This is a genomic window from Sphingorhabdus sp. SMR4y (assembly GCF_002218195.1).
GTDB lineage: Bacteria > Pseudomonadota > Alphaproteobacteria > Sphingomonadales > Sphingomonadaceae > Parasphingorhabdus.
The window spans coordinates 3417579-3438905 of the sequence record NZ_CP022336.1; the positions used below are offsets into that span (position 1 = coordinate 3417579).

The window sequence follows — 21327 nt, forward strand, 5'->3', positions numbered from 1 at the left end:
GTGCGGACGGCTGGAAATCAGCGGCACAGTCGCTTGAGACGTGCGCCCAAAAGGCAATAAACGACATGGTTTACATATTCTGCCCGGCAGATAAGTTGTGATTTTCTGAGGGGGAACTGCTTGTGGCTGCAAATGGATTGGCGAAAATGACGCAAAAATGGTCGGGTCGGATGGCGCTCGCGCTGATGGCGGGGGTTTTGTCCGTCCCGTCGGCGCTGGCGCAGGACGACGCGGGGCTGACAGCACACCAGCAGATGGCGCGCGACATTTATCGCGATATTATCGCGTTTCGCACGGCGCGCGGTCAGCAACAGGTGCCGGCAATGGTCTCTTATCTCGTTGATCGGTTCAAAACGGCCGGTTTCGACGACGGCGATATACGCGTCACCGATTATGACAGTGACGGCGAAAAGACTCAGGGGCTGATGGTTACCTATCGCGCAAGGCCGGGCAGCACCGCCCAGCCGATTGTCCTGCTCGGGCACATGGATGTTGTTGATGCACTCGCCAAGGATTGGGTGCGCCCGCCGTTCACGCTGACCGAAGAGAACGGCTATTTCTTCGGTCGTGCCACGATGGACAATAAATATGGCATTACCAATCTGACATCGACTTTCCTGCGGCTGAAGGCAGAGGGCTGGCAGCCGTCGCGCGATCTGGTGCTGGTTTTTTCGGGGGACGAGGAATCGGGCATGGTCTCGACCGAGGCCCAGGCGGAATATGTCGCCAAGAATATCGACCCGGCCTTCATCCTGAACAGCGATGCCGGGGGGATCGCGCTGGCCGAGAACGGCACACCGGTTGCCTTTCGCGTTCAATCTGCGGAAAAGACCTATGCCACTTATCATCTGACTGTGACCAATCCGGGCGGACATTCCTCCCGCCCGCGTGCGGACAACGCGATATACGAACTGGCAGAAGCCCTGACGAAGATCGCCGCCTATAAATTTCCGGTGCAGGCAACGGATTTGACGAGGCAATATTTCGCCACTGCCGGCAAGCTCACGCCCGGTGAGACCGGGCGGGCGATGCTTCGTTTCGCGGCGGACCCGTCGGATGCTTCGGCGATCACTATCTTGCAAGCCGATCCGGAGGCGGTCGGTACCCTGGGAACAACCTGCGTTGCCACCATGTTGCAGGCGGGGCATGCCGAAAATGCCCTGCCACAGTCGGCGACGGCCACGGTAAATTGCCGGATATTCCCGGGCGTCAGCGCTGCAGCAACCGAGGCAAGGCTGAAAAAGGTCATCGGTAATGACAATATCACGTTCACGCTGATGACCGATGTGACCGAAAGTCCTGAATCAAAGCTGCGCGATGATGTGAAGGCCGCCCTGCGCTACAGTATCGACAAGCGATATCCGGGCCTCACCATATTGCCCTATATGGAATCGGGCGGCACCGACGGCATGCATTACCGCAATCTTGGCTATGACACGGTGGCGATTTCGGGTGCTGCGATGAAGGCATCCGACATGTACGCCCATGGTCTGAACGAGCGGCTGCCGGTCGCGTCTTTCTACGGTGGTCTCGATCACTGGTACTGGATATTGAAAAAACTGGCCGAATAGGCGCGTTATGCCTTGCCCGGGCAAGCCCCCCGCCGGACCACGAACCGCCAGCTATAGCCGCGATATTGCGGAATGAATTCGCTTTTCGTGCCGTGTTCGTGATCGATTTCGTCGAGAAAGCGGCGCAGATGGCGCCGGGGCTCGACGTGAAACAGCGCCAGCCATTGCAGCAGCAGCGCGCGAAAAGGCGGCGGTAATTGCTCAGACTGACCGAAATCGACGATATGCAGTTCGCCTTCCGGTTCGAGCAGGGTCAGCGCCTGCCGGATCGCGCCCTGCCAGTCGGGGATCATCGACAGGCAGAAGGACAGGAAAATCCGGTCGAAAGTACGGATGTCTGCCGGCATCGCCAGCGCCGGATTTTCGGCATCGCCCTGGTACAGGGTGATGCGTTCGGCCATTCCGCTCTGTGCCAGATTCTTGCCCGCCACCTTCAGCATTTCCGAGCTGATATCAAAGCCGTAGAATTCCGCGTCCGGCCAGACCTTCGCCGCCCGCACCAGATTGCGCGCGGTGCCGCAGCCAATCTCCAGCACCCGGCCCCCCGGCGGCGGATCAAGTTCTTCGATCAACTGATCGCGGCCGAGCAGATAATATTTGCGGGTCAGGTCATAGATACCGCTCTGGCTGCGATAGACGCGATCCATCAGCTTCGCGTGGCGTTCGCTCGCCCGCTTGCGCAAAATATCGTCCATCAGGCTCATTTCAGCCGGTACAGATGCATTGCACCGTAAATGGCCGAGCGGTCCTTGCGGGTCAGTGCTCGTGACAGCTCCGCGTCATAATCCCATGCGGAAAGCAGTTCGTCGGTCACCCGCCCGGGCAGCAAGGTCTCTTCCGCCGCAGTCCGAAACAGCACCCGCGCGCCGGGCTTTGCGGTGCGGTCGATTTCGCTCCACAGCCGGTTGAGCTGCTGGTCGGTCATCCAGTCCTGCGCGTCGAGCAGGATATAGCGATCCAGCGAACCGGCATCCTGGCTGGCCAGAAATTCGATGAAATTCTGATGCCTGATCTCCAGCTTCCGGCTGCGCTCGCCCAGCCAGTCGAAACTCGCTGCTTCCAGATAGGGCGGCACCGATCCCGGTTCGGCGCTCTGATAGGCGCGACCAAAGGCCTGCTGCGCGAAATAATTATCGGCCAGCGGAAAATCGCAGGCCAGTTTGCGGGAACGCTCGCACAGCACATCGGCCATATGCCGGTCACCGGCCAGCGCCCGATATTGCGCCGGCGGAATGCCGAGGCCGAACAGTGCCATCGGGTTGGAGCAGAGGAAGCGCATCAGCTTCTTGCCGAACAGCGGGCCGATATGCCGTTCGAACAATTCGATCTGTTCCTCACGGGTCTGCGCCGCCATCATCAGCGAAGGTTTCGCGCCGCCAAGCCTGCCCAATATATGCACCAGCCCGATAAAATTGCCGAGCAGGCCCTTGCGATAAAATCCCTTGGCAAAACCGTTGATCCGCCGCCGTCCGAAATGGTCGCGTCCGTCCCAATATTTGCGGCTGGCTTCGTCGAGATGGGGACGCAGCCGGTCGCGATAGACAGCAATATTTTCCTTGCGATCGGCCCGACCGAAAAAGCGGAAGAAATCCTCGTGGCTGTCCAGACGCTGCGCCGCCACCGATTTCAGCCGGTTGAGAGCGATATGGGCGGCGTTGAGGTCGACCGCGGTGATCTTCGCCGGATTGGCGCGGAGATAGGACAGGGCATTGCAGCCGCCGCTGGCAATGGTGACGATATGGTGATCCGGCCGGATGTCCAGCGCCTCCATGTCGGCAACCGGGTCTTCCCAAATCTGCGGATAGACCAGCCCGCGAAAGGCGAGCGAGAAGGCCCGCTCGAGCAGCCCGGCCTTGCTCGCCCGGTTCTGCAATATCGCATCGTTCAATATGGTGGACTGTTTGACGGAACCCGCTTCTATGCTCATGGAGCCTCTCCGATGGTCTGGATCATGGGGGGAGAATTAGGCTGGCGGGGTGACGCGGGCGTGACCGGCGTATGACAGGTTTGAGACGGCGGAGCGGGAGATAGTGATGCCGAGCATTCGGCGAAAATCCTAATCCATGTTATTGAACAAAACAAGAACATGGATTAGGACGGGCCATGTCAAAAATTTCCCGCTCCGATAAACTGGCGATTCTCGCGGATGCCGCCAAATATGATGCGTCCTGCGCCTCGAGCGGCTCGGTCAATCGCAATTCGGCGAAATCGGGCGGCATCGGCTCGACTGGCGGCATGGGCATCTGCCACAGCTATGCCCCGGATGGGCGCTGTATTTCGCTGCTGAAAATCCTGATGACCAACTATTGCATGTTCGACTGTCTCTATTGCATCAACCGCTCGTCGAGCAACGTGCGCCGCGCCGCGTTCACGGTGCAGGAAATTGTCGACCTGACGCTGGACTTCTACAAGCGCAATTATATCGAGGGGCTGTTCCTTTCTTCCGGCATCATCCGCAGCCCGGACTATACGATGGAGCAGCTGGTCGAGGTTGCCCGCCGCCTGCGGGTGGTGCACAGATTTGGCGGCTATATCCATTTGAAGACCATTCCCGAGGCTGACCCGGATCTGCTCAAACAGGCGGGCCAATATGCCGACCGTCTCTCGATCAATATCGAATTGCCCGACGATGAATCGATCGCGCGGCTGGCGCCGGAAAAGGACGGCAAGCTGATCCGCCGGTCGATGAATAATCTCGGCAAAAAGGTGCGCGAGGCAAAGGCGGAGCGGAAGAGTTCGCGCAAGGCGCCGCTGTTCGCGCCGGGCGGCCACAGCACCCAGATGATCATCGGCGCCGACGCCTCCGACGACGCCAAGATCCTGACCACCAGCAATGGCCTCTATGGCAGCTACGGCCTGAAGCGGGTCTATTATTCCGCCTTCAGCCCGATTCCCGACTCCAGCAGCAACCTCCCGGCGCAGGCGCCGCCCCTGTTGCGCGAGCACCGTCTCTATCAGGCCGACTGGCTGCTGCGTTTCTATGGCTTTTCCGTCGACGAAATCATGCAGGGCGGCAGCGCCGGCCAGCTCGACCTTACCATCGATCCGAAACTCGCATGGGCGCTGCAGAACCGCGCGCGCTTTCCGGTCAATATCAATCTGGCCGACCGGGAAATCCTGCTGCGCATCCCCGGTCTCGGTGGCAAGGGGGTCGGCAAGATATTGCAGGCGCGCCGTTTCTCGGCTCTGCGGCTGGCCGACCTCGAACGCATCTGCCAGTCGGTGAAGAAGATATTGCCGTTCATCACCACCGCTGACTGGCACCCTGGCAAGCAGCTGGATTCCCTCAATCTTTACGACCGGCTGAAACCGCCGCCCGAACAGCTCAGCCTGTTTGAAGCCTGACGGCCATGAACATGGTGACAGGCGATATCCAGGGCGCGTACAGGATCACGCTCGCCAGCGAAGTCGACCGGGACGGCTGGCGCGACCATGCGCGGCGGCTGTTGCAGGCAGGTATCGCACCGGAGCAGGTGACATGGACCGTCGAGGGCCGGCGGGACGCGGGCGAACTGGATCTGTCACCATCCGCGATCTTGCCAGCGCAAAACAGTGATCAACCTTCGCGTCCTGTCCGCATATCAAAAACGTTGCTCTCGCTGATCAATACCGCGCTGTTGCACAGCAACGCGGACCGGTTCAATCTCGCCTATCGTATCCTCTGGCGGGCGCAATCTCTTCCCGGTCTGCACCGGAACCCTGCGGACCCGGATATGCTCAAGCTGAACCGTTACGCCAAGGCGATCCGCCGCGATATCCACAAGATGCACGCTTTCGTCCGCTTCCGCAAAATCGGCGACAGCGCAGGCCGCGAGCAATTTGTCGCCTGGTTCGAACCGGACCATCATATCACCGAAGCGGTCGCGCCCTTCTTCCGCAACCGTTTCACCGGCATGGACTGGCTGATCGTGACCCCCGGCGCCAGTATCGCATGGGACGGGCACAAGCTCTCGGTCGGCCCCGGCGGCTGCAAGGACGACGTCCCGCAGGAAGATGTGATCGAGGCAGAATGGCGGACCTATTATGCCAATATCTTCAATCCGGCCCGGGTCAAGATCGGCGCGATGAAGTCGGAAATGCCGATGAAATACTGGAAAAACCTGCCCGAGGCAGAGCTGATCCCCTCGCTGCTGGAACAGGCCGGAACGCGGGTCGATGCGATGACGGCGCACACGCCGGAGGACGTGCTATTCGATGACAAGATGGACAAACCGGCTGCCAATCTGCCGGCCTCGCTGGATCAGCTCTACGCGCTGCTCGAACAGCGGGCCGATGCGCCGATGGAAAAATTCTCCGACCGGCTGGTACGCGGCAGCGGCCCCGACCGTGCCGATCTCATGATCATTGGCGAACAGCCCGGCGATCAGGAGGACAGGGAGGGCAAGCCCTTTGTCGGGCCGGCCGGCCAGTTGCTCGACCGTGCCCTCGCAGAAGCCGGGATCGACCGGCAGCAGACATTCCTGACCAACGCGGTAAAACGCTTCAAATATACGCAGCGTGGCAAGCGGCGGCTCCACGAAACGCCGAATGTCGGCGAGATCAACTATTATCGCTGGTGGGTCGAGCAGGAGATACGGCTGGTCGATCCCGGACTGGTCGTCGCACTAGGCGCAACCGCCGCTCGCAGCCTGACCGGCAGGCCGGTCAAAATTGCCCGCCGTCGCGGCGAGATTTTGGCGGATGCAGAGGGGCGGTCCATCCTGATCACCGTGCACCCATCCTATCTGCTGCGCATCCCTGATGAACAGGGCCGTCAGGTCGAATATGCCAAATTCATGCGCGATCTGCAGGTGGCGAGAGATTTTGTAAACTGAACCAGGCGGGGCCTGTCGCGATATCCGCGGTTACGCCGCCAGCCCGCGCTGCAGATCGAGGCCGCTCGGCTCCTGAAACGGACGCAGTCCGAATTCCGGCAGGATCGCCAGCAGATGATCGAAAATGTCCGACTGGATATCTTCATAGGCTTTCCAGTCGGTCGTGTTGGTGAAACAGTAAATCTCTATCGGCAGTCCTTTTGGCGACGGATCGAGCTGCCGCACGAGCAGCGTCATGCCATCCGCGATATGGCTGTTGGCGCGCAGATATTCGACGACATAGGCGCGGAAGGTACCGATATTGGTGACCCGGCGGGCGTTGACCTCGTCGCGCCCGGCTTGCTCGATCGGGGCATTCCATTCGCCCAGTTCGGCCTGCTTGTGGCCAAGATATTCGTCGAGCAGCTGAAAGCGGCGAAACCCGTCCTTCTCCTCGCGCGTCAGAAAGCGGATGCCATTCTGGTCGATGAAGATCGAGCGCTTGATCCGCCGCCCGCCCGCATCGGACATGCCGCGCCAGTTCTTGAAGCTCTCCGAGATCAGGCGATGGGTGGGGATGGTGGTGATCGTCTTGTCCCAGTTCTGCACCTTGACCGTGTGCAGCGCGATATCGATGACATCGCCGTCGGCATTGAGCGCCGGCATCTCGATCCAGTCGCCGACGCGCAGCATATCGTTGGATGTGAGCTGCACGGATGCAACCAGCGACAGCAGCGTATCCTTGAACACCAGCAAGATCACCGCCGCCATCGCGCCGAGGCCCGACAGCAGCAGCAGCGGCGACTGGTCCATCAGCGCCGCGATGATCAGGATCGCTGCGCCGACATAGAGGATGATCTTGAGCAGCTGGATATAGCCCTTGATCGGCCGGGTCGCGGAACTGGGGCGATGTTCATATATATCGTTGGCAAGGGTAAGCGCCTTGCTCAGCGCCATTGCTACGAACAGGATGATCGAGGCGGACACCACGTTACTGACCAGGGTGATAACCGGCGTCGGCAGATGGGGAACCGCACCGATACCATTGGAGATGATCAGCGCCGGTACGATATTGGCCAGCCGGGAAGCCACTGGCAGCGGTGTCAGATCTTCGTAAGGCATCCAGCGCGTGACGACGCGCAGCACTATATGCTTGATGATGAAATTCGCCAGCCACGCAATCGCGAGCAATATCCCGACGCCGACCAGCGCTTCTCCCCACGGCGCGAGGTCCGGAAGAAAGGGGATGCTGTTGATGACGGAAAGGCTTTCGCTCTGGAACTGCTGCATGGTGTCATGCCCGGGGGAAGGCGGGCGCTGTCTCCGTATTTGGGGGTGTAGGCGAGCGCGAATTATGACTGTCGGCAGCGACGGTGTCAACGCAGGCGCGCCGAAGCGTTTCGCCTTTCGATATCCCGCCCGAGATGCTATCGCATTTTAGCAAAACCCGGCCGATGGTCAGGAAATCCATGACTTTCTTCGACACTGAACTGACCTTGCTCGTCCTCGGCGTGATATTGTTCACGACCGTGCTCGCGCGAACCCTCTCCAGCCGCTTCGGTTTTCCGGCGCTGTTCGGGGCCGGCCGCGGTTCGAGCCCGGTCTAGAAACCAAAGCCCAGCGAAAATCCGATCGCGGTTTCGGCCAGACGGATATCGGCCTCGCCGCCGCCAAAGGGTGCGGGGATCGATCCTGCACCCTCTATTGTCTGGCGTGGCGCGCGCATCGCGTAGCCGGTGATCTCGAATGTGTCCGACAGTTTATAGGTCGCGCCTAGGGTGTAGTGATCGCGGACCACGCCGGGCGCCAATATGTTGAGCAATGTTTCCGACTGCGGCACCGGGTTGTCCGAGCGGCCATAGCCTGCGCGCAAGGTCAGCTTGTCATTCGCCTGATAGACGGCGCCGACTTTCCACACATCGATATCGTCCCAGCCGAAGCCAGGGCCGTCATCCGCGCCGAACGGAACGCCCTGCAGCAGCGAGGCAACCGGATTGCCGACCGAATTGACGCCGGAATATTCGATATGCTTGAAATCCACGCCTAGGGTCAGCCGCGGCGTCGCGTCGACCGAAACGCCGGCACCCCAGGATGCCGGCATGTTGAAACCGCCCTGTTCGGCGAACAGCCCGGCATAGCGGTCGAACTCGGTGGTCCAGACTTTTGACTGGTAGAAAGCGCCGACGCGGAAATCATCGCCGAACGCACCGAGATAGCCGACTCGGAAGCCTGCGCCAAAGGCCCAGTCTTCACCGCGGTTGGTGAAATTTGCAGGATCCTGCGAATTGGCGGCAAACGGCTGGATGCCCTCGACCTCAAAGCTCTGCACAACGAAATGCGGCGACAGGCCAAGGCTCTGCCCCTCGGCAAACTCCACGGCGATGGTCGGCGCGATCGAAATCTGCCGCAGGTTCACGCCTGCCGGTCCGGTCGCACCGAAGCTGGCGAACGGGTTGGTCTTGTAGGCGGTGTTCATGCCGCCATTGCCGTTGACCGCAAGACCGACCGAAACCGTGTCGGACAAGGGCCGGACATAGGCAAATTCGGGCAGGATGAAGGGATTGGCATCATTGCCGGAATAGACCCCGTCGAGCCCTGCCTGATTGCCGGTGATTTCGGACCCGCGATCGGGGATGAATATCTCGAAGCCGACATCCAGCCTATGCTCGATGACGGTCGCCGAAGCCGGATTGCTGGCAATCGAGAAAGCGTCCTGCGGCATGGCGATCGCGACGCCACCCGCACCCTTGGCTTTGGCGCCGACCCCGTTGAGGAAATAGCCGTCGGTGGCGTGGGCCGCGCCCGGCATGGCAAGCGCTGCGCCGGCGAGCAGGAGGCTGGCCAGCGACCGGATCGGACGATTGGCGGTAGGGGCAGGGGAACGGGACATGACGATACGACTTTCTGTTGGTACACCGGCGAAACGGGAGAGTGTGTTTGCCGGAGCGCGTCCCTAGCGATCTCCATTGGCGCGCAGCAAGTTAGGAAAGGTTGCCTGCGACGTAGCTGAGCTTGGCGGGTGCGGGGGCTCCCCCCGAGCGGAGAATGTGCAGCAATCCGATTTTCGCGATCCGCCATTTCGGCACCCCGGCATTGCGCAGCGAGTGATATGCGCATTACTAGCCAGAGCAATTCCCTATGTCTTCGACAGCGCGTCTGCAAAATCCGAAAAGGCGGCCCGTAAACCTGTCGATCCGCGAAGCCATCGCCGCGTATAACCAGCGGGTGTCGGAGTCCGGCCCGCTGCTGGTCCCCGACTGGGCCGACGACAATGGCGCGTTTTAATATCTATGCGTTGAACCGCGCGGAAGTGCCTTATGTGCTGGAGGTGCAGGCCAACCTGCTGTCCGAGCTCGCCAGCGTCGTCGTTGTGCCGCTGGTCCCCTGGGACAGCGCCAGGGCCGAAACCATGCGCAGGCTGAAACCGCAGATCACCATCAAGGGGCAAGACTACTGCCTGATGACCACCGACATCGGCACCCTGCGCCGCGCGTCGCTGGGCAAGCCGGTGGTGAATGTTGAAGAGCCCTATCGCGCGGTGATTGTCGATGCGCTGGATCTTCTGTTGCAGGGGTTTTGAGGGTGGGCAGTTCTAACGGTCCCCAAATTTCTTTCCCAATTACCGCTGTCCTACACCCGGCCCAATCCGCTATTATCACACCCGCTCCGCGCCACACGCGGGGCAGGTTCTTTGACAATCTGGATATGATAGCGGCGGTGGCGGCTGGGCGCATGGTTCTGCCGGACCGGTTTTGGCGGCCATCTGGAAGGTTACACTCGACGGGCGGCCCATTTCCTACAAATGCTGAAATTCTGCGGACCGGGGCAAAGATTACAGAAAATAAAAGCGGATGTTTGTGTAAAGTTCACGGCGAGACCCAGCAAATGGTCTGGCTCGCACGAAGACACAAAGCCACAAAGCGCAATCCCTTTGCGCTTTGTGGCTTCGTGCGAGTCCGATAAACCCGCTTCCCGGAGACGGGCGTGGGAAAACCGCTCCTTGGCCCGAACTTTCACGAACTTTGGAGCGCCGGATCGGCAGGAAAGCCTATTCTCCCGCTTCCCGCGCAACCTCGCGCCAGCCGATGTCGCGGCGACAAAATCCGCTCTCGAAATCGATCTGGTCAACCGCCGCATAAGCCTTGGCCTGCGCTTCGGTGGCATTGGCGCCCAGTGCGGTGACATTGAGCACGCGGCCGCCATTGGCGACGAGCGCGCCGTCGACTTCGGCAGTGCCGGCGTGGAAGACCTTGGCGTCTTCGCGCTCGGCCCGGGCCAGGTTCTGGATCTTGCCGCCTTTTTCCGGCGTGGCGGGATAGCCCTTGGCGGCCATCACCACGGTCAGCGCGGTTTCCGGGGCGAAGGCCGGGGCGCTGGTCTGGGCGAGGTCGCCCTTGGCGGTTGCCATCATCAGCTTGGCGAGATCGCTTTCCAGACGCATCATCAGCACCTGGCATTCCGGGTCGCCGAAACGGGCGTTATATTCGATCAGCTGCGGGCCGCTCTCGGTCAGCATCAGCCCGGCGAACAGGACGCCGCTATAGGGCGTGCCCTCGGCGGCCAATGTATCGACGGTCGGCTGGATGATCTGCTCCATCACCTGCTGTTGCAGGGCGGGGGTAAGGACAGGGGCAGGGCTGTAGGCGCCCATGCCGCCGGTGTTCGGACCGGTATCGCCTTCGCCGACGCGCTTGTGATCCTGCGCCGAGCCGAAGGGCACGACATTCTCGCCGTCGGTGATCGCGAAGAAACTGGCTTCCTCGCCGGTCAGAAATTCCTCGATCACCACTTCCGCGCCGGCTTCACCAAAGCTGCCGTCGAACATGTCGGTGATCGCGGCCTCGGCCTGTTCGCGGGTCTCGGCGATGATCACGCCCTTGCCGGCGGCCAGGCCATCGGCCTTGATCACGACGGGGATCGAGAAATCATCCAGCGCCTTGATCGCGTCGGCGGCGCTGGTGGTGCGGACATAGCCGGCGGTCGGGATATGGGCGCGGGCGCACAGGTCCTTGGTAAAGCCTTTCGAGCCTTCCAGCTGCGCCGCTGCCTTGTCGGGGCCGAAGACGAAAATATCGGCGGTGCGCAGGCTTTCCGCGAGGCCGTCGACCAAAGGCGCTTCCGGGCCGACGACGACCAGATCGATGTCATGCTCGCCACAGAACAGGATGACGGCGCCATGGTCGGTGATGTCGAGCGTGACCAGATCGGCATGTTGCGCGATGCCGGGATTGCCCGGTGTCGCGTAAAATTTCCCGAGCATAGGGGATTGCGCCAGCTTCCAGGCCAAGGCATGTTCGCGGCCACCCGAACCGATCAACAGGATATTCATGGACGATTCCCTCTCATTAGACGCGAAGCTCCTAGCCGAGAGCGGGCAGGGTGACAACGCCCCGCCGCTCAGCGTTTCGGAAATTTCCGGCGCGCTCAAGCGGGTAGTCGAGGATCGCTTCGGCTATGTCCGGATTCGCGGCGAAATCTCGGGCTTCAAGCGCGCGGCATCGGGCCATGTCTATCTCGCGCTGAAGGATGACAAGGCGGTGCTCGACGGGGTGATGTGGAAGGGCAATGCCGGACGGCTGCCGTTCCGGCCCGAGGATGGCATCGAGGTCGTCGTCTCGGGCAAGCTGACCACCTATCCGGGGCGCTCGAAATATCAGGTGGTGATCGACAAGATGGAGCTGGCGGGCGAGGGCGCGCTGATGGCCCTGTTCGAGAAGCTCAAGGCCAAGCTGCTCGGTGAAGGGCTGTTCGATCAGGACCGCAAGAAAGCGATTCCCTTCCTGCCGAAGACCATCGCCGTGGTCACGTCGCCGACCGGCTCGGTGATCCGCGATATCCTCCACCGCCTCGCCGACCGCTGCCCCAGCCATGTCATCGTCTGGCCGGTGCTGGTCCAGGGCGAGGGCGCGGCGAAGCAGATATCCCACGCCATTCGTGGCTTTTCCGAGATGGCGCCGGGCGGCCCGGTCGCCCGGCCCGATCTGGTGATCGTCGCCCGCGGCGGCGGCTCGATCGAGGACCTGTGGAGCTTCAACGAGGAAATCGTGGTCCGGGCGGTTGCGGATTGCACGATCCCGATTATCTCCGCCGTGGGGCACGAGACCGACACGACACTCTGCGATTTCGCCGCCGACCTGCGCGCGCCGACGCCAACGGCTGCCGCGGAAATGGCGGTGCCGGTCCGGGCAGAATGGCTGGCCACGCTTGCCGAGGGCAAGGCGCGGATGGCGCGCAGCGTCCAGCGCAGCCTGAACACCGCGCAGGAGCGGCTGGAGGCGCAACGCCGCCTGATGCCGGCTCTCACCGATCTGCTCCGGCCGCACCAGCAGCGGGTCGACGAGACGTCCGAGCGGATGAAATATGGCATGAGCCAGAATATCGCCCACGCCCGCAGCCGCTTTGCCAACAGTGCAGGCGCTTTGCGGCCCTCGATATTGAAGCAGCGCCTGGCCCGTTCGCAGGAGCAGTTCCGGCGGCTGGATCTGCCGGTATCTTTGGTGCAGCGGCCGCTGTCCGACGCACAGCAGCGCCTCGACGCGCTGTGGCGACTGGCCCAGCAGGTCTCGCCCGACGGTCCGCTGAAACGCGGCTATGCCCGGGTCTCGGGACCGGACGGCAGCCTGATTGCCAATCAGGCCGCTGCACGCAAGGCCGGGACTATCGATCTGCATTTCCAGGATGGAGTCGTTGGCGCGATGGTCACCGACAAGGCACCGGCCAAGCCAAAGCCCGCCTCATCTTCGGCGAGCCGAGTCAAAAAACCGGCGGATGACAGGCAGCAGGATTTATTCTAGGGGAATTTGCGTCAGGATTGGCCCGCTGTGGCGATCTCGATTGTAAATCGCAGGTAAAGGATAGAGGGAGTATAAGGGTCCTATGTTAATGTCCAATCGCAACAAGGTGGCCAAGCTGCATTATATGCCGAACGGCTTCCGCCCGCTTTCGTCCGGCGATCATGTCCTGTGCGCGGTGACCGGCGAAGCTATCCCGCTCGATGAACTGCGCTACTGGAGCGTGGAAAAGCAGGAACCTTACGCGACTGCCCAGATTTCGGCGCATGCCCATCTGCCGGAAAGTGAAAAGTGATCGGGCGGTTTAGAACCGCACTGTGCCTCTTGACGACCGCGGCGGTGGCCGCGCCCGCGGCCATTGTCTACGCCGACACCGCCGAAACGAACGCGGCTGCCGCCACCGAACAGTCGGCCTTTCGCGACGCGGTGCAGTTCGGCTTCAACGGCGAAGCGATTCAGGGCGGCGTCATGATCGGCGATGCACCTGCCGGCACCCGCAGCCTGTCTTTTGACGGGGAGCCCGTGCCGTTTGACGCGGATGGCAAGTTCATAATCGCCTTCAACCGCGACGCCGGGCAAGCGGCCAATATCGTCGCGACTCTAGACAATGGCGAGACCGTCAGGAAATTCATCAACATTGCTCCCCGCAAATGGAAGATCGAGCATGTCAGCATAAACCGCCGGGCCACTACCCGGAGCGCGGCCTTCATGGCGCGCCGCGGACCCGAACTGGCGCAGATCAACGCGGCCCGTTCGGTCAAGAGCGACAGCAAGGGCTGGCGCCAGACCTTCATCTGGCCCGCAAAGGGTCGTATTTCCGGTCAGTTCGGATCACAGCGTATCTATAATGGCGATCCCGGCAGCTATCACAGCGGCATCGATATCGCTGCCCCGACCGGCACCTATTATGTCGCGCCCGCCGATGGCGTGGTGACGCTAGCCGCATCCAGCCCGTTCACACTGGAAGGCAATCTGCTGATGATTGATCATGGCATGGGGCTGAACAGCGCCTTTCTGCACAGTTCCGAGATACTGGTGGAAGAGGGGCAGCACGTGAAACGCGGCGAACCGATCGGCCGGATCGGAATGACCGGTAGCGCAACCGGCCCGCATCTGCACTGGTCGATGAAGTGGAACAAGGCCCGTATCGACCCGATTCTGCTGACCGGGCCGATGGGCTGATAATTGCTGATAATTGCTGATAACTGCTGACGTTCCGGCGAAGTCAGTCGCGGATCATTCGACCCGCTTCACCCTGATCGAACGCTGTCCGTTGATACTGGCGAGATAGCTGCCCATCGCCCCGGTCTTGATCAATATCGAGTCGCCGCTGCGCGGCTCCGAGTTCAGCCGGATCGTGTCGGTCTGCTGCCAGCGACCGCCTTCTTCCAGCGTCAGCATCCATTTGCCGTAGCCGAATTGCCGGGCGGACTTGATCGTCGTTTCAAGCTGTTCGATGCGCTCTTCCTTTTCCTTCTCGTCCGATCCGCCGCCGAACAGGCGAATCTTGGGAAGCGAGAATCCGAAAAGGCCACGGCGCGCTTCTTGGATCTGTTCGCGATCGGCGACAACCACCTGTCGGCTTTCCTGAGCTGCCGCCAAGGTAGACACTTTTTCGTCGTAACAGGCGAGGCGGGCGGTCGTGTCGGTTACCTTCTGGCAATCAATAACGGCCTGGAAAATCGCCGGCGGCTGACTATTTTCGCCATCATCCTTGGCCAATGCCGATGCGGGCGAAGCTGTGAGCAAGGCCAGGCTGCACGCCCATGCTGTTTTGCCAGTAAAATGGTTCATGATGATCTTCATCCTCTTCTGCTAACCGGAAATGATCGCGATCTGTGTCGCATGATCGCTATGAACTAAGCTTCGATGTAAAAATCCACAACCGAATAATCTGCGAAAACCGGGTTTTGGGTCGCTGTTAAGACTGTGGCAAAATAGTTACATTGTCTACAAAATCCGCTCGGGGAGCTGAACGGAAGCTTTACAGCACGGGCACGGATGTTGCATCGCAACGCCAATTCGGCGGAACAATTATTGCGTTTGGGGCGCATAGATTGCCGCCGGTCAACAACCGGGGCAGGCCATGGTGGCTTGCTTCTCCAGAATAAGGGACTGGAATATAATGACAAAATTTACGAAGCTAAAGGCGACCGTAGCACCAATGGTGCTGGGAATCGCTATGGTATCTGTACCTGCCTTCGCGCAGGAAGCAGGCGCTGCTGATGAACAACCCGGCGAACTCATTGTTGTTACCGGTTCGCGCATCGCGTCGGCAACCGTCGAATCTGCTGCTCCGCTGCAGGTTGTCTCGGCTGAATCGATTGACGATGCCGGTGTTACCAACGTTCAGGAGCTTCTGCTTGAGAATCCTGTTTTCGGTACGCCAGGCCTCAGCCGTACCAACTCCGCGTTCCTGACTTCAGGTACCGGCGTTGCAACGGTCGATCTTCGTGACCTCGGTTCCGACCGTACGCTGGTTCTGATCAACGGCCGTCGTGTTGTTGCATCGGTTGCTGGTTCCGCAACTGTCGATCTCAACGTCATCCCGACTCAGTTCGTTGAGCGTGTCGACATTCTGACCGGTGGCGCTTCCTCGCTCTATGGTTCGGACGCTGTCGCAGGTGTTGTCAACTTCGTATACAAGTCGAACTTCGAAGGTATCGAAGCCAACGCACAATATGGCATCACCGAGCAGGGCGATGACGCGAAGTACCAGTTGAACGTAACCGCTGGCACGAACTTCGCCGATGGCGACGGCAACATTATGGTCCACTTCGGTTATTCGAATGAAGAAGGCCTGCTTTCCAAGCAGCGTTCTAACACTCAGATCGACGCTCTGGACTCCATCTACTTCGGTGGTGATTATGGTACGGACACCGAGCCGTTCTTCTCCAGCTTCCCGCCACAGGGCCGCTTCATTACCCCGGCTGGAACCTTCACCTATGCTCCAAACGGTCAGCTGCAGGATTGCTTCACCACCAATGGACCTACCTGTAATGCAAGCATCGGACCAGGCATTGGCCCCAACGGCTTCAACCGCCAGCAGTTCCGTACACTTGCCGTTCCTGTTCAGCGTTATCTTTTCGCTGCAGCCGGTGAATATGCGCTGAGCGATGATATCAACTTCTTCTTCGAAGGTACGTTCAACAAGACGTCTTCGTCGCGTATCATCGAACCGTTCCCGCTGGAGTCCGGTGGTTCCAACGGCATTTTCCCGACCGACGGTGGATATAATGTCGAAAACTATCTGCCAGGCACCAACACCATTGTAGCCAACCCGTTTGTTCCGACCGAAATTCTGAACGCGGCAGCGGATAGCAATGGCGACGGTCTGCGTGACATCGGCTTTGTCCGTCGTCTGGCAGAATTTGGTCCTCGCTCCGGTCGGACAGAACGCGATTTCTATCGCTTCGTAGTCGGCTTCGACGGCGGTCTGTTCGATGACCGTTTTCGCTGGGACGTAAGCTATAACTACGGTCAGGTGAACGAAAACCAGACTTCTTCGGGTCAGGTTAATGTTGTCAACTTCCGTGACGCGCTTGCGGTCATGACGGATGTCAACGATCTGAATGGCAACGGTCTGACGACCGATGCGATTTGTATCGATGCTGAAGCTCGTGCAAATGGTTGTGTTCCTGCAAATATCTTCGGCGCCGGTAACATTTCGCAAGGCGCGGTTGATTACATCCAGGCACAGGGCACCTATCAGACTGGCCTGAAACAGCAGGTTCTTCAGGGTAACCTTTCCGGTACGCTGCTTGACCTGCCTGCTGGTCCGCTTGGCATTGCTGTTGGCGTTGAATATCGGAAAGAATCGTCTTTCTCCGATAACGATGCTCTGACAAACCAGGGTCTGAATGCCGGTAACGTTCTGCCGGACACCAGCGGTTCGTTCGACGTCAAAGAAGCCTTTGCTGAAATCAAGGTTCCGATCTTGGCTGATACGCCAGGCTTCCAGCTTCTCGAAGTTGGTGGTGCTATCCGTGTTTCCGATTACTCCACGGTTGGTTCGGTTGTGAGCTACAACGGTACGGCTACATGGCAGCCAATTGATGATCTCCGGATCCGCGGTACCTATGCTCGTGCTGTTCGCGCTCCGAACATCGGTGAATTGTTTGCGGGTCTTTCGCAGACGTTCCCATCGGGTCTGATCGATCCTTGCGAAGGCATTGGTGCAACTGGCGGCGGTGCAACCGGCGACAATTGCCGGGCTGATGCTGGCGTTGCAGCCAACATCGCAGCAAACGGTACGTTCACGCTTAACCAGGCTGACATTCAGGGTATCTCGGGCTTCAACGGCGGCAACCCCGACCTGTTCGAAGAAACCGCTGACTCCTGGACCGTTGGTGCGGTTCTGTCACCACGTTCGATCCCTGCACTGGGTAACCTGACGATTACTGCCGACTACTACAACATCGAAATCACCGACGTAATTTCGGGCTTCCCACGGCAGTTCTCGCTTCAGCAGTGCTATGATGAAGGTAACTCAACCTTCTGTGATCTGATCGTTCGTCGTCAGGCAGGCACAGCGGTTAACAGCGTGGGTTCGATCGATCTGATCAACGCCCTGCAGGTTAACGCTGCTGTTCTGAAAACGTCGGGTGTTGACGTTACCGCGTCCTGGAGCACGCCACTTGGTCTGACCGCTGGCGATCGTCTCTCTCTTCGCGGTGCCTACACGCACGTGATCAAGAACGACTTCTTCTCCTTGCCAACTGCAGATGCTGATCCATCGGCAGGTGAAATCGGTACGGCCAAAGATCGCTTCACCGCGAACGCGACCTACTCGACCGATGACTTCAAGGTTGGATTTACCGGTACCTTCATCGGCAAGTCCTACGAAGATGACCAGTTCGACGGACCCAAAGCTTACTCGGTACCAGCCTATTTCTTGCTGGACATGAACACCTCGTTCTACGTCACCGAGAAGTTCGAGTTCTACTTTGGTGTTGATAACCTGCTCGACAAAGATGCACCGAACATTCTGACCGGTACGCCGTTCAACGTGACCGGTTCCGATACCGCTGCTGATGTCTATGACGTCTTCGGTCGACGTTATTACACCGGTGTTCGTCTGCGCTTCTAATCGCAGCTGATACTGAAGGATAAAAAGAAGGCGGGCTTTCGAGCCCGCCTTTTTTATTGCCAGAATGGAATTTTCAGATCGAAGCTAGCGGTCAGGGATCCATTGCCCAGCCGGTGATCGCGTAGCGCCCCACCGGTGCAAAGGGCGCAACATAAGACACCGAATGTCGCTGTGGCACCAGAAACAGATTGAGGCTGTTGAAGATCGGCCTGAACCCAGCCTCGATATTGCCATGCGCATCGAAAAAGTTCAGAAAACCGCCCCATTCCGACTTCCATTCCGGTATCGTCAGGTTGAGGACATAAGCCACGCGCCTTGGATCTCTGCTGTGCAGGTCGTCATGCTCTGTCAGGAAATGGCCCGGTTCGAAGCAGGTGGCCTGAGCCTCGGCCTTGATCACGGACTGAACACCAGTGACCTGGCGGATAAGATTGAGAAATGGCTGGTCATTGAGATGTTCCAGCAACCGATTGAGCGGATGGGGCGGATCCCACTGTTCCAGATAGGCAGTCAGCATCGCATATTGATTGTAGATAAAACCATATTCTCCCCTGCCTACCGCTTCGCCCGCTCTTTGATATATCTTCTGCTTGTCGGTAGCGGAGAGAGCCTGAGTCTCGGCAAAGCGCAGGGCTTTCGGTCCTTCTGCACCAACTTGCCACGCCAGACCCCATGGGGTTCCCTGCTGCAGGATCGCCCTGTAAAATTCAGCGGTATTGCCGTGCAGCGCATTGCATATCTGTATCCGACCCTGTGCTTTGAACCGCTTGGCCAAGTCTGCGATATCAAGATCGGGATTCAAGCGAAAGCCTGGATTTTGTTCGGGAATCATCTTCTTATTCGGCCTCTATTCAGGGTGAAAGCAATGGTGACGGCAGCTCCAGCGATATGTTCTGGCTTTGAGCAACCGCTGCAGCCCATTGCACGACCATTTCAATCTCTTCACCATGCGCATCATCAAAAGTTGCATGCTGTTCCTGCCGTGCTTCCGCATCAAATTTGGAAAAATCCTTGGAATGTTGCGTGAAGGCCGGACCGGCGAGGATGTTCTCGAGCCGGTCGTCATCCAAATCCAGCGAGAAAAATGCTGCGAGGCTGGCAATTGTGCCCTTCTTGTTGTTCAAGAAAATCTCGCTATCGAGAGTTCTGATCCGATCATTGCCATAATGGCGGACAATTTTGGCAAAACGCGCATGTTCCGAGAGCCATGCTACAGCCGCAATCTGGATATCGGTCAAACGCAGCAGATCGGCCGAAGCAAAGCCACTGACCAGATCCTGGTCCTCCATGATGCCGATGACATTCTCCCGGGCCCATATCCGGCCCCACATATTCTTTGCCGCAAGCGAGCGCAAAAAGGACTTTAGCGGGGCGTGCAACAGCAATGCCTTGGACTTGGGCCGCATATCGAGGACCGAGGGGGCCAGACAATTGACGATATTGGACGGTTTGACGATGATTTTTTCGCCGCTGGAAAAAGGCCGTGCGAGAAGGGCAATGGACTGATCGAGAACCGGGGCGAGCTTCGTCGGGCCGGCGCCGCGCCGTTTCATTCCGACCAGATCGTTGAGAACTATCGGTTCCTTCAGGCCCATGGACACGCCCTCGATATCAAGCGCGCGGGCCAGCATGGTCGAGCAGGCGAAGGCCGAATGGAAGATGAAATCAACCGGTGCCAGCGCAGTGTGATCGAGATCGATGTCTGCCGACCGGATCATCATCCGCTGGCTATCCTCGGGAATATACTCGTCGGTCAGGAAGGTGCAGCGCCGGTGCTGGTCACGGGTCAGTCCGACAAATTGAAACGCCTGGCTGGCTTCATCGTAACGATGGGCGAGGAATTCTGCATTACGGGCTATTTCTGTGGCTGAAGTCATGATGACCCATAATGCGGGGAAATGGCTGATCCTACAATAGGCAGGATCAGTTCGATGCCGGTTTCGGGCTATCCGAGAACGTCGACGAGCACGCGCTGCCAGTTCCCGCCCATGATTTTCGTGACGTCTGCCTGACTGAAGCCGTCTTCCAAAAGAGCCTTGCGGATCGTCATCATGCGGGACAGATTGTTGAGTTCCGGGATGACGACATGCTCCGGATCCGCCTCATAGCCGGGGATACCGAGCTTTTGCATGGCCTGCCACCAGCCGAGATATTCCTTGACGCCTTCCTGATTGTCATTGTTCAACTTGCGCAGGTTTTCCTGTCCCGCCATCGGGAAATCATTGGAGATTCCGACGGCGTTAATGCCGCCGATATTGATTGCATGCCGGATATGCGCGATCAGATGATCGATCCTGGGGCGACTGTCGGTGGTCAGCCAGAAACTCATCATGAATATGCCGATGACACCGCCCCTGTCGGCAATGGCGCGAATTCCGTCATCGGTGATACAGCGAGGGTGATCGACTATCGCCCGGCAGGCTCCATGGGAGTAGACAACAGGCGACTGGCTCGCCGTCGCGGCTTCCGATATGGTTGACACCGAGCCATGGGAGACATCGGGCAACAGGCCGACCCGGTTCATCTCGGCAATTCCGGCGCGCCCGAGTTCGGTCAGCCCGCTCTGTTCGCGTTCGATCGCGCCGCCGGCGAACTTGTTGTCATTATGGTGCGTCAGTTGCAGGACGCGCAGGCCCTTGCTGTGGAAATATGCGATCCGGCGAAGGTCTTCGCCGATGGTTTCGCAGGACTGGAATTGCAAAAAGGCGGCGCAGCCCGGCCTCGATCCGATGTCGCTGCCGCGTTTGGCAACGAAGATCCGGTCGCTGGCTTCTATGCGACCGATAGCGGCGTCCAGTGCCGCGTCGTTCACGCCAAAATTACGCTGGTACCGCGGTGTTCCGTCCGCATCGCGAACTTCCTCGACTTTTGATACATCGCATATCATTGCCGACAATCCGGCCTGCCGGATTTCATCCAGATTCTCCGGCAGAAAGCTGAGGCCGTCGATTATCGGGGCAGAGGGAATTGTCGCGGCCAGGCTTCGTGCGGCCGCTATCCCGCTGCTGCTGGTCAAGGCAGACAGAGCGGTCATGCCGAGAAACGACCGCCGGGACATGGATTGCAGGGTGTCCATCCCTGCA

19 protein-coding genes are annotated in these 21327 nt (G+C 59.4%); 10 read left to right on the plus strand and 9 right to left on the minus strand.

All coding sequences use genetic code 11. The features are described 5' to 3' along the window. Positions 1–146: 146 nt before the first annotated feature. On the plus strand, positions 147–1571 hold the full coding sequence (locus SPHFLASMR4Y_RS16525) for a M20/M25/M40 family metallo-hydrolase (protein ID WP_089134962.1): 1425 nt from the start codon (positions 147–149) through the stop codon (positions 1569–1571). A gap of 5 nt (positions 1572–1576) precedes the next feature. On the opposite strand, the gene SPHFLASMR4Y_RS16530 is transcribed toward SPHFLASMR4Y_RS16525, so the two are convergent. Then, positions 1577–2266 (minus strand): class I SAM-dependent methyltransferase, encoded by a 690-nt coding sequence (locus tag SPHFLASMR4Y_RS16530; protein ID WP_089134963.1) that lies wholly within the window; start codon positions 2264–2266, stop codon positions 1577–1579. Between the two features lie 5 nt (positions 2267–2271). Further along, on the minus strand, positions 2272–3498 hold the full coding sequence (locus tag SPHFLASMR4Y_RS16535; protein ID WP_089134530.1) for a DUF3419 family protein: 1227 nt from the start codon (positions 3496–3498) through the stop codon (positions 2272–2274). Positions 3499–3674: 176 nt separating this feature from the next. Between SPHFLASMR4Y_RS16535 and SPHFLASMR4Y_RS16540 the strand changes: the two genes are divergently transcribed. Continuing rightward, positions 3675–4916 (plus strand): putative DNA modification/repair radical SAM protein, encoded by a 1242-nt coding sequence (locus SPHFLASMR4Y_RS16540; protein WP_089134531.1) that lies wholly within the window; start codon positions 3675–3677, stop codon positions 4914–4916. Between the two features lie 5 nt (positions 4917–4921). Continuing rightward, positions 4922–6385 (plus strand): UdgX family uracil-DNA binding protein, encoded by a 1464-nt coding sequence (locus SPHFLASMR4Y_RS16545; RefSeq protein WP_260807012.1) that lies wholly within the window; start codon positions 4922–4924, stop codon positions 6383–6385. A gap of 30 nt (positions 6386–6415) precedes the next feature. On the opposite strand, the gene SPHFLASMR4Y_RS16550 is transcribed toward SPHFLASMR4Y_RS16545, so the two are convergent. Then, the gene (locus SPHFLASMR4Y_RS16550) at positions 6416–7654 is read right to left on the minus strand and encodes a mechanosensitive ion channel family protein (protein WP_089134532.1); all 1239 of its coding nucleotides are present in this window, start codon (positions 7652–7654) and stop codon (positions 6416–6418) included. 179 nt (positions 7655–7833) lie between these two features. Between SPHFLASMR4Y_RS16550 and SPHFLASMR4Y_RS17230 the strand changes: the two genes are divergently transcribed. Then, positions 7834–7971 carry a hypothetical protein gene (locus SPHFLASMR4Y_RS17230; protein ID WP_186265988.1) on the plus strand — a complete coding sequence of 46 codons (138 nt, stop codon included), beginning with the start codon at positions 7834–7836 and terminating at the stop codon, positions 7969–7971. Here the strand turns inward: SPHFLASMR4Y_RS17230 and SPHFLASMR4Y_RS16560 are convergent. Further along, positions 7968–9254 carry an OmpP1/FadL family transporter gene (locus SPHFLASMR4Y_RS16560; RefSeq protein WP_089134534.1) on the minus strand — a complete coding sequence of 429 codons (1287 nt, stop codon included), beginning with the start codon at positions 9252–9254 and terminating at the stop codon, positions 7968–7970. The genes SPHFLASMR4Y_RS17230 and SPHFLASMR4Y_RS16560 overlap by 4 nt on opposite strands. 248 nt (positions 9255–9502) lie before the next feature. On the opposite strand from SPHFLASMR4Y_RS16560, the gene SPHFLASMR4Y_RS17235 reads away from it, so the two are divergent. Beyond that, on the plus strand, positions 9503–9649 hold the full coding sequence (locus SPHFLASMR4Y_RS17235) for a hypothetical protein (protein ID WP_186265989.1): 147 nt from the start codon (positions 9503–9505) through the stop codon (positions 9647–9649). Beyond that, positions 9636–9944 carry a CcdB family protein gene (locus SPHFLASMR4Y_RS16565; RefSeq protein ID WP_089134535.1) on the plus strand — a complete coding sequence of 103 codons (309 nt, stop codon included), beginning with the start codon at positions 9636–9638 and terminating at the stop codon, positions 9942–9944. Before SPHFLASMR4Y_RS17235 ends, SPHFLASMR4Y_RS16565 begins: the two co-directional genes overlap by 14 nt. Positions 9945–10412: 468 nt before the next feature. Here the strand turns inward: SPHFLASMR4Y_RS16565 and purD are convergent, their stop codons facing one another. Beyond that, entirely contained in the window at positions 10413–11693 is a 1281-nt protein-coding gene (gene purD, locus SPHFLASMR4Y_RS16570) for a phosphoribosylamine--glycine ligase (protein ID WP_089134536.1), read from the minus strand. Here purD and xseA point away from each other — a divergent pair. The 3 genes from xseA (at position 11692) to SPHFLASMR4Y_RS16585 (ending at position 14337) form a co-directional block, all read left to right on the plus strand. Beyond that, on the plus strand, positions 11692–13158 hold the full coding sequence (gene xseA, locus SPHFLASMR4Y_RS16575) for an exodeoxyribonuclease VII large subunit (RefSeq protein WP_089134537.1): 1467 nt from the start codon (positions 11692–11694) through the stop codon (positions 13156–13158). The two genes, purD and xseA, sit on opposite strands and share 2 nt — an antisense overlap. Before the next feature lie 82 nt (positions 13159–13240). After that, entirely contained in the window at positions 13241–13450 is a 210-nt protein-coding gene (locus SPHFLASMR4Y_RS16580; protein ID WP_089134538.1) for a DUF2093 domain-containing protein, read from the plus strand. Continuing rightward, on the plus strand, positions 13447–14337 hold the full coding sequence (locus tag SPHFLASMR4Y_RS16585) for a M23 family metallopeptidase (protein ID WP_260807013.1): 891 nt from the start codon (positions 13447–13449) through the stop codon (positions 14335–14337). Before SPHFLASMR4Y_RS16580 ends, SPHFLASMR4Y_RS16585 begins: the two co-directional genes overlap by 4 nt. A 54-nt stretch (positions 14338–14391) precedes the next feature. On the opposite strand, the gene SPHFLASMR4Y_RS16590 is transcribed toward SPHFLASMR4Y_RS16585, so the two are convergent. Further along, on the minus strand, positions 14392–14949 hold the full coding sequence (locus SPHFLASMR4Y_RS16590) for a hypothetical protein (RefSeq protein WP_145955577.1): 558 nt from the start codon (positions 14947–14949) through the stop codon (positions 14392–14394). A gap of 331 nt (positions 14950–15280) precedes the next feature. On the opposite strand from SPHFLASMR4Y_RS16590, the gene SPHFLASMR4Y_RS16595 reads away from it, so the two are divergent. Further along, positions 15281–18244, plus strand: coding sequence for a TonB-dependent receptor domain-containing protein (locus tag SPHFLASMR4Y_RS16595; protein WP_089134540.1), 2964 nt, complete (start codon positions 15281–15283; stop codon positions 18242–18244). A 91-nt stretch (positions 18245–18335) separates the two neighbouring features. Here the strand turns inward: SPHFLASMR4Y_RS16595 and SPHFLASMR4Y_RS16600 are convergent, their stop codons facing one another. The 3 genes from SPHFLASMR4Y_RS16600 to SPHFLASMR4Y_RS16610 all read right to left on the minus strand — a co-directional run bounded on the left by SPHFLASMR4Y_RS16600 (position 18336) and on the right by SPHFLASMR4Y_RS16610 (position 21302). Then, complete coding sequence (locus SPHFLASMR4Y_RS16600) at positions 18336–19046, minus strand: 2OG-Fe(II) oxygenase (RefSeq protein ID WP_186265990.1); 711 nt, start codon at positions 19044–19046, stop codon at positions 18336–18338. Between the two features lie 49 nt (positions 19047–19095). Next, positions 19096–20121: a hypothetical protein gene (locus SPHFLASMR4Y_RS16605; RefSeq protein ID WP_089134542.1), complete on the minus strand. Its 1026-nt coding sequence runs from the start codon at positions 20119–20121 to the stop codon at positions 19096–19098. A 68-nt stretch (positions 20122–20189) separates the two neighbouring features. Further along, positions 20190–21302, minus strand: coding sequence for a membrane dipeptidase (locus SPHFLASMR4Y_RS16610; RefSeq protein ID WP_089134966.1), 1113 nt, complete (start codon positions 21300–21302; stop codon positions 20190–20192). Between the last annotated feature and the right edge of the window lie 25 nt (positions 21303–21327).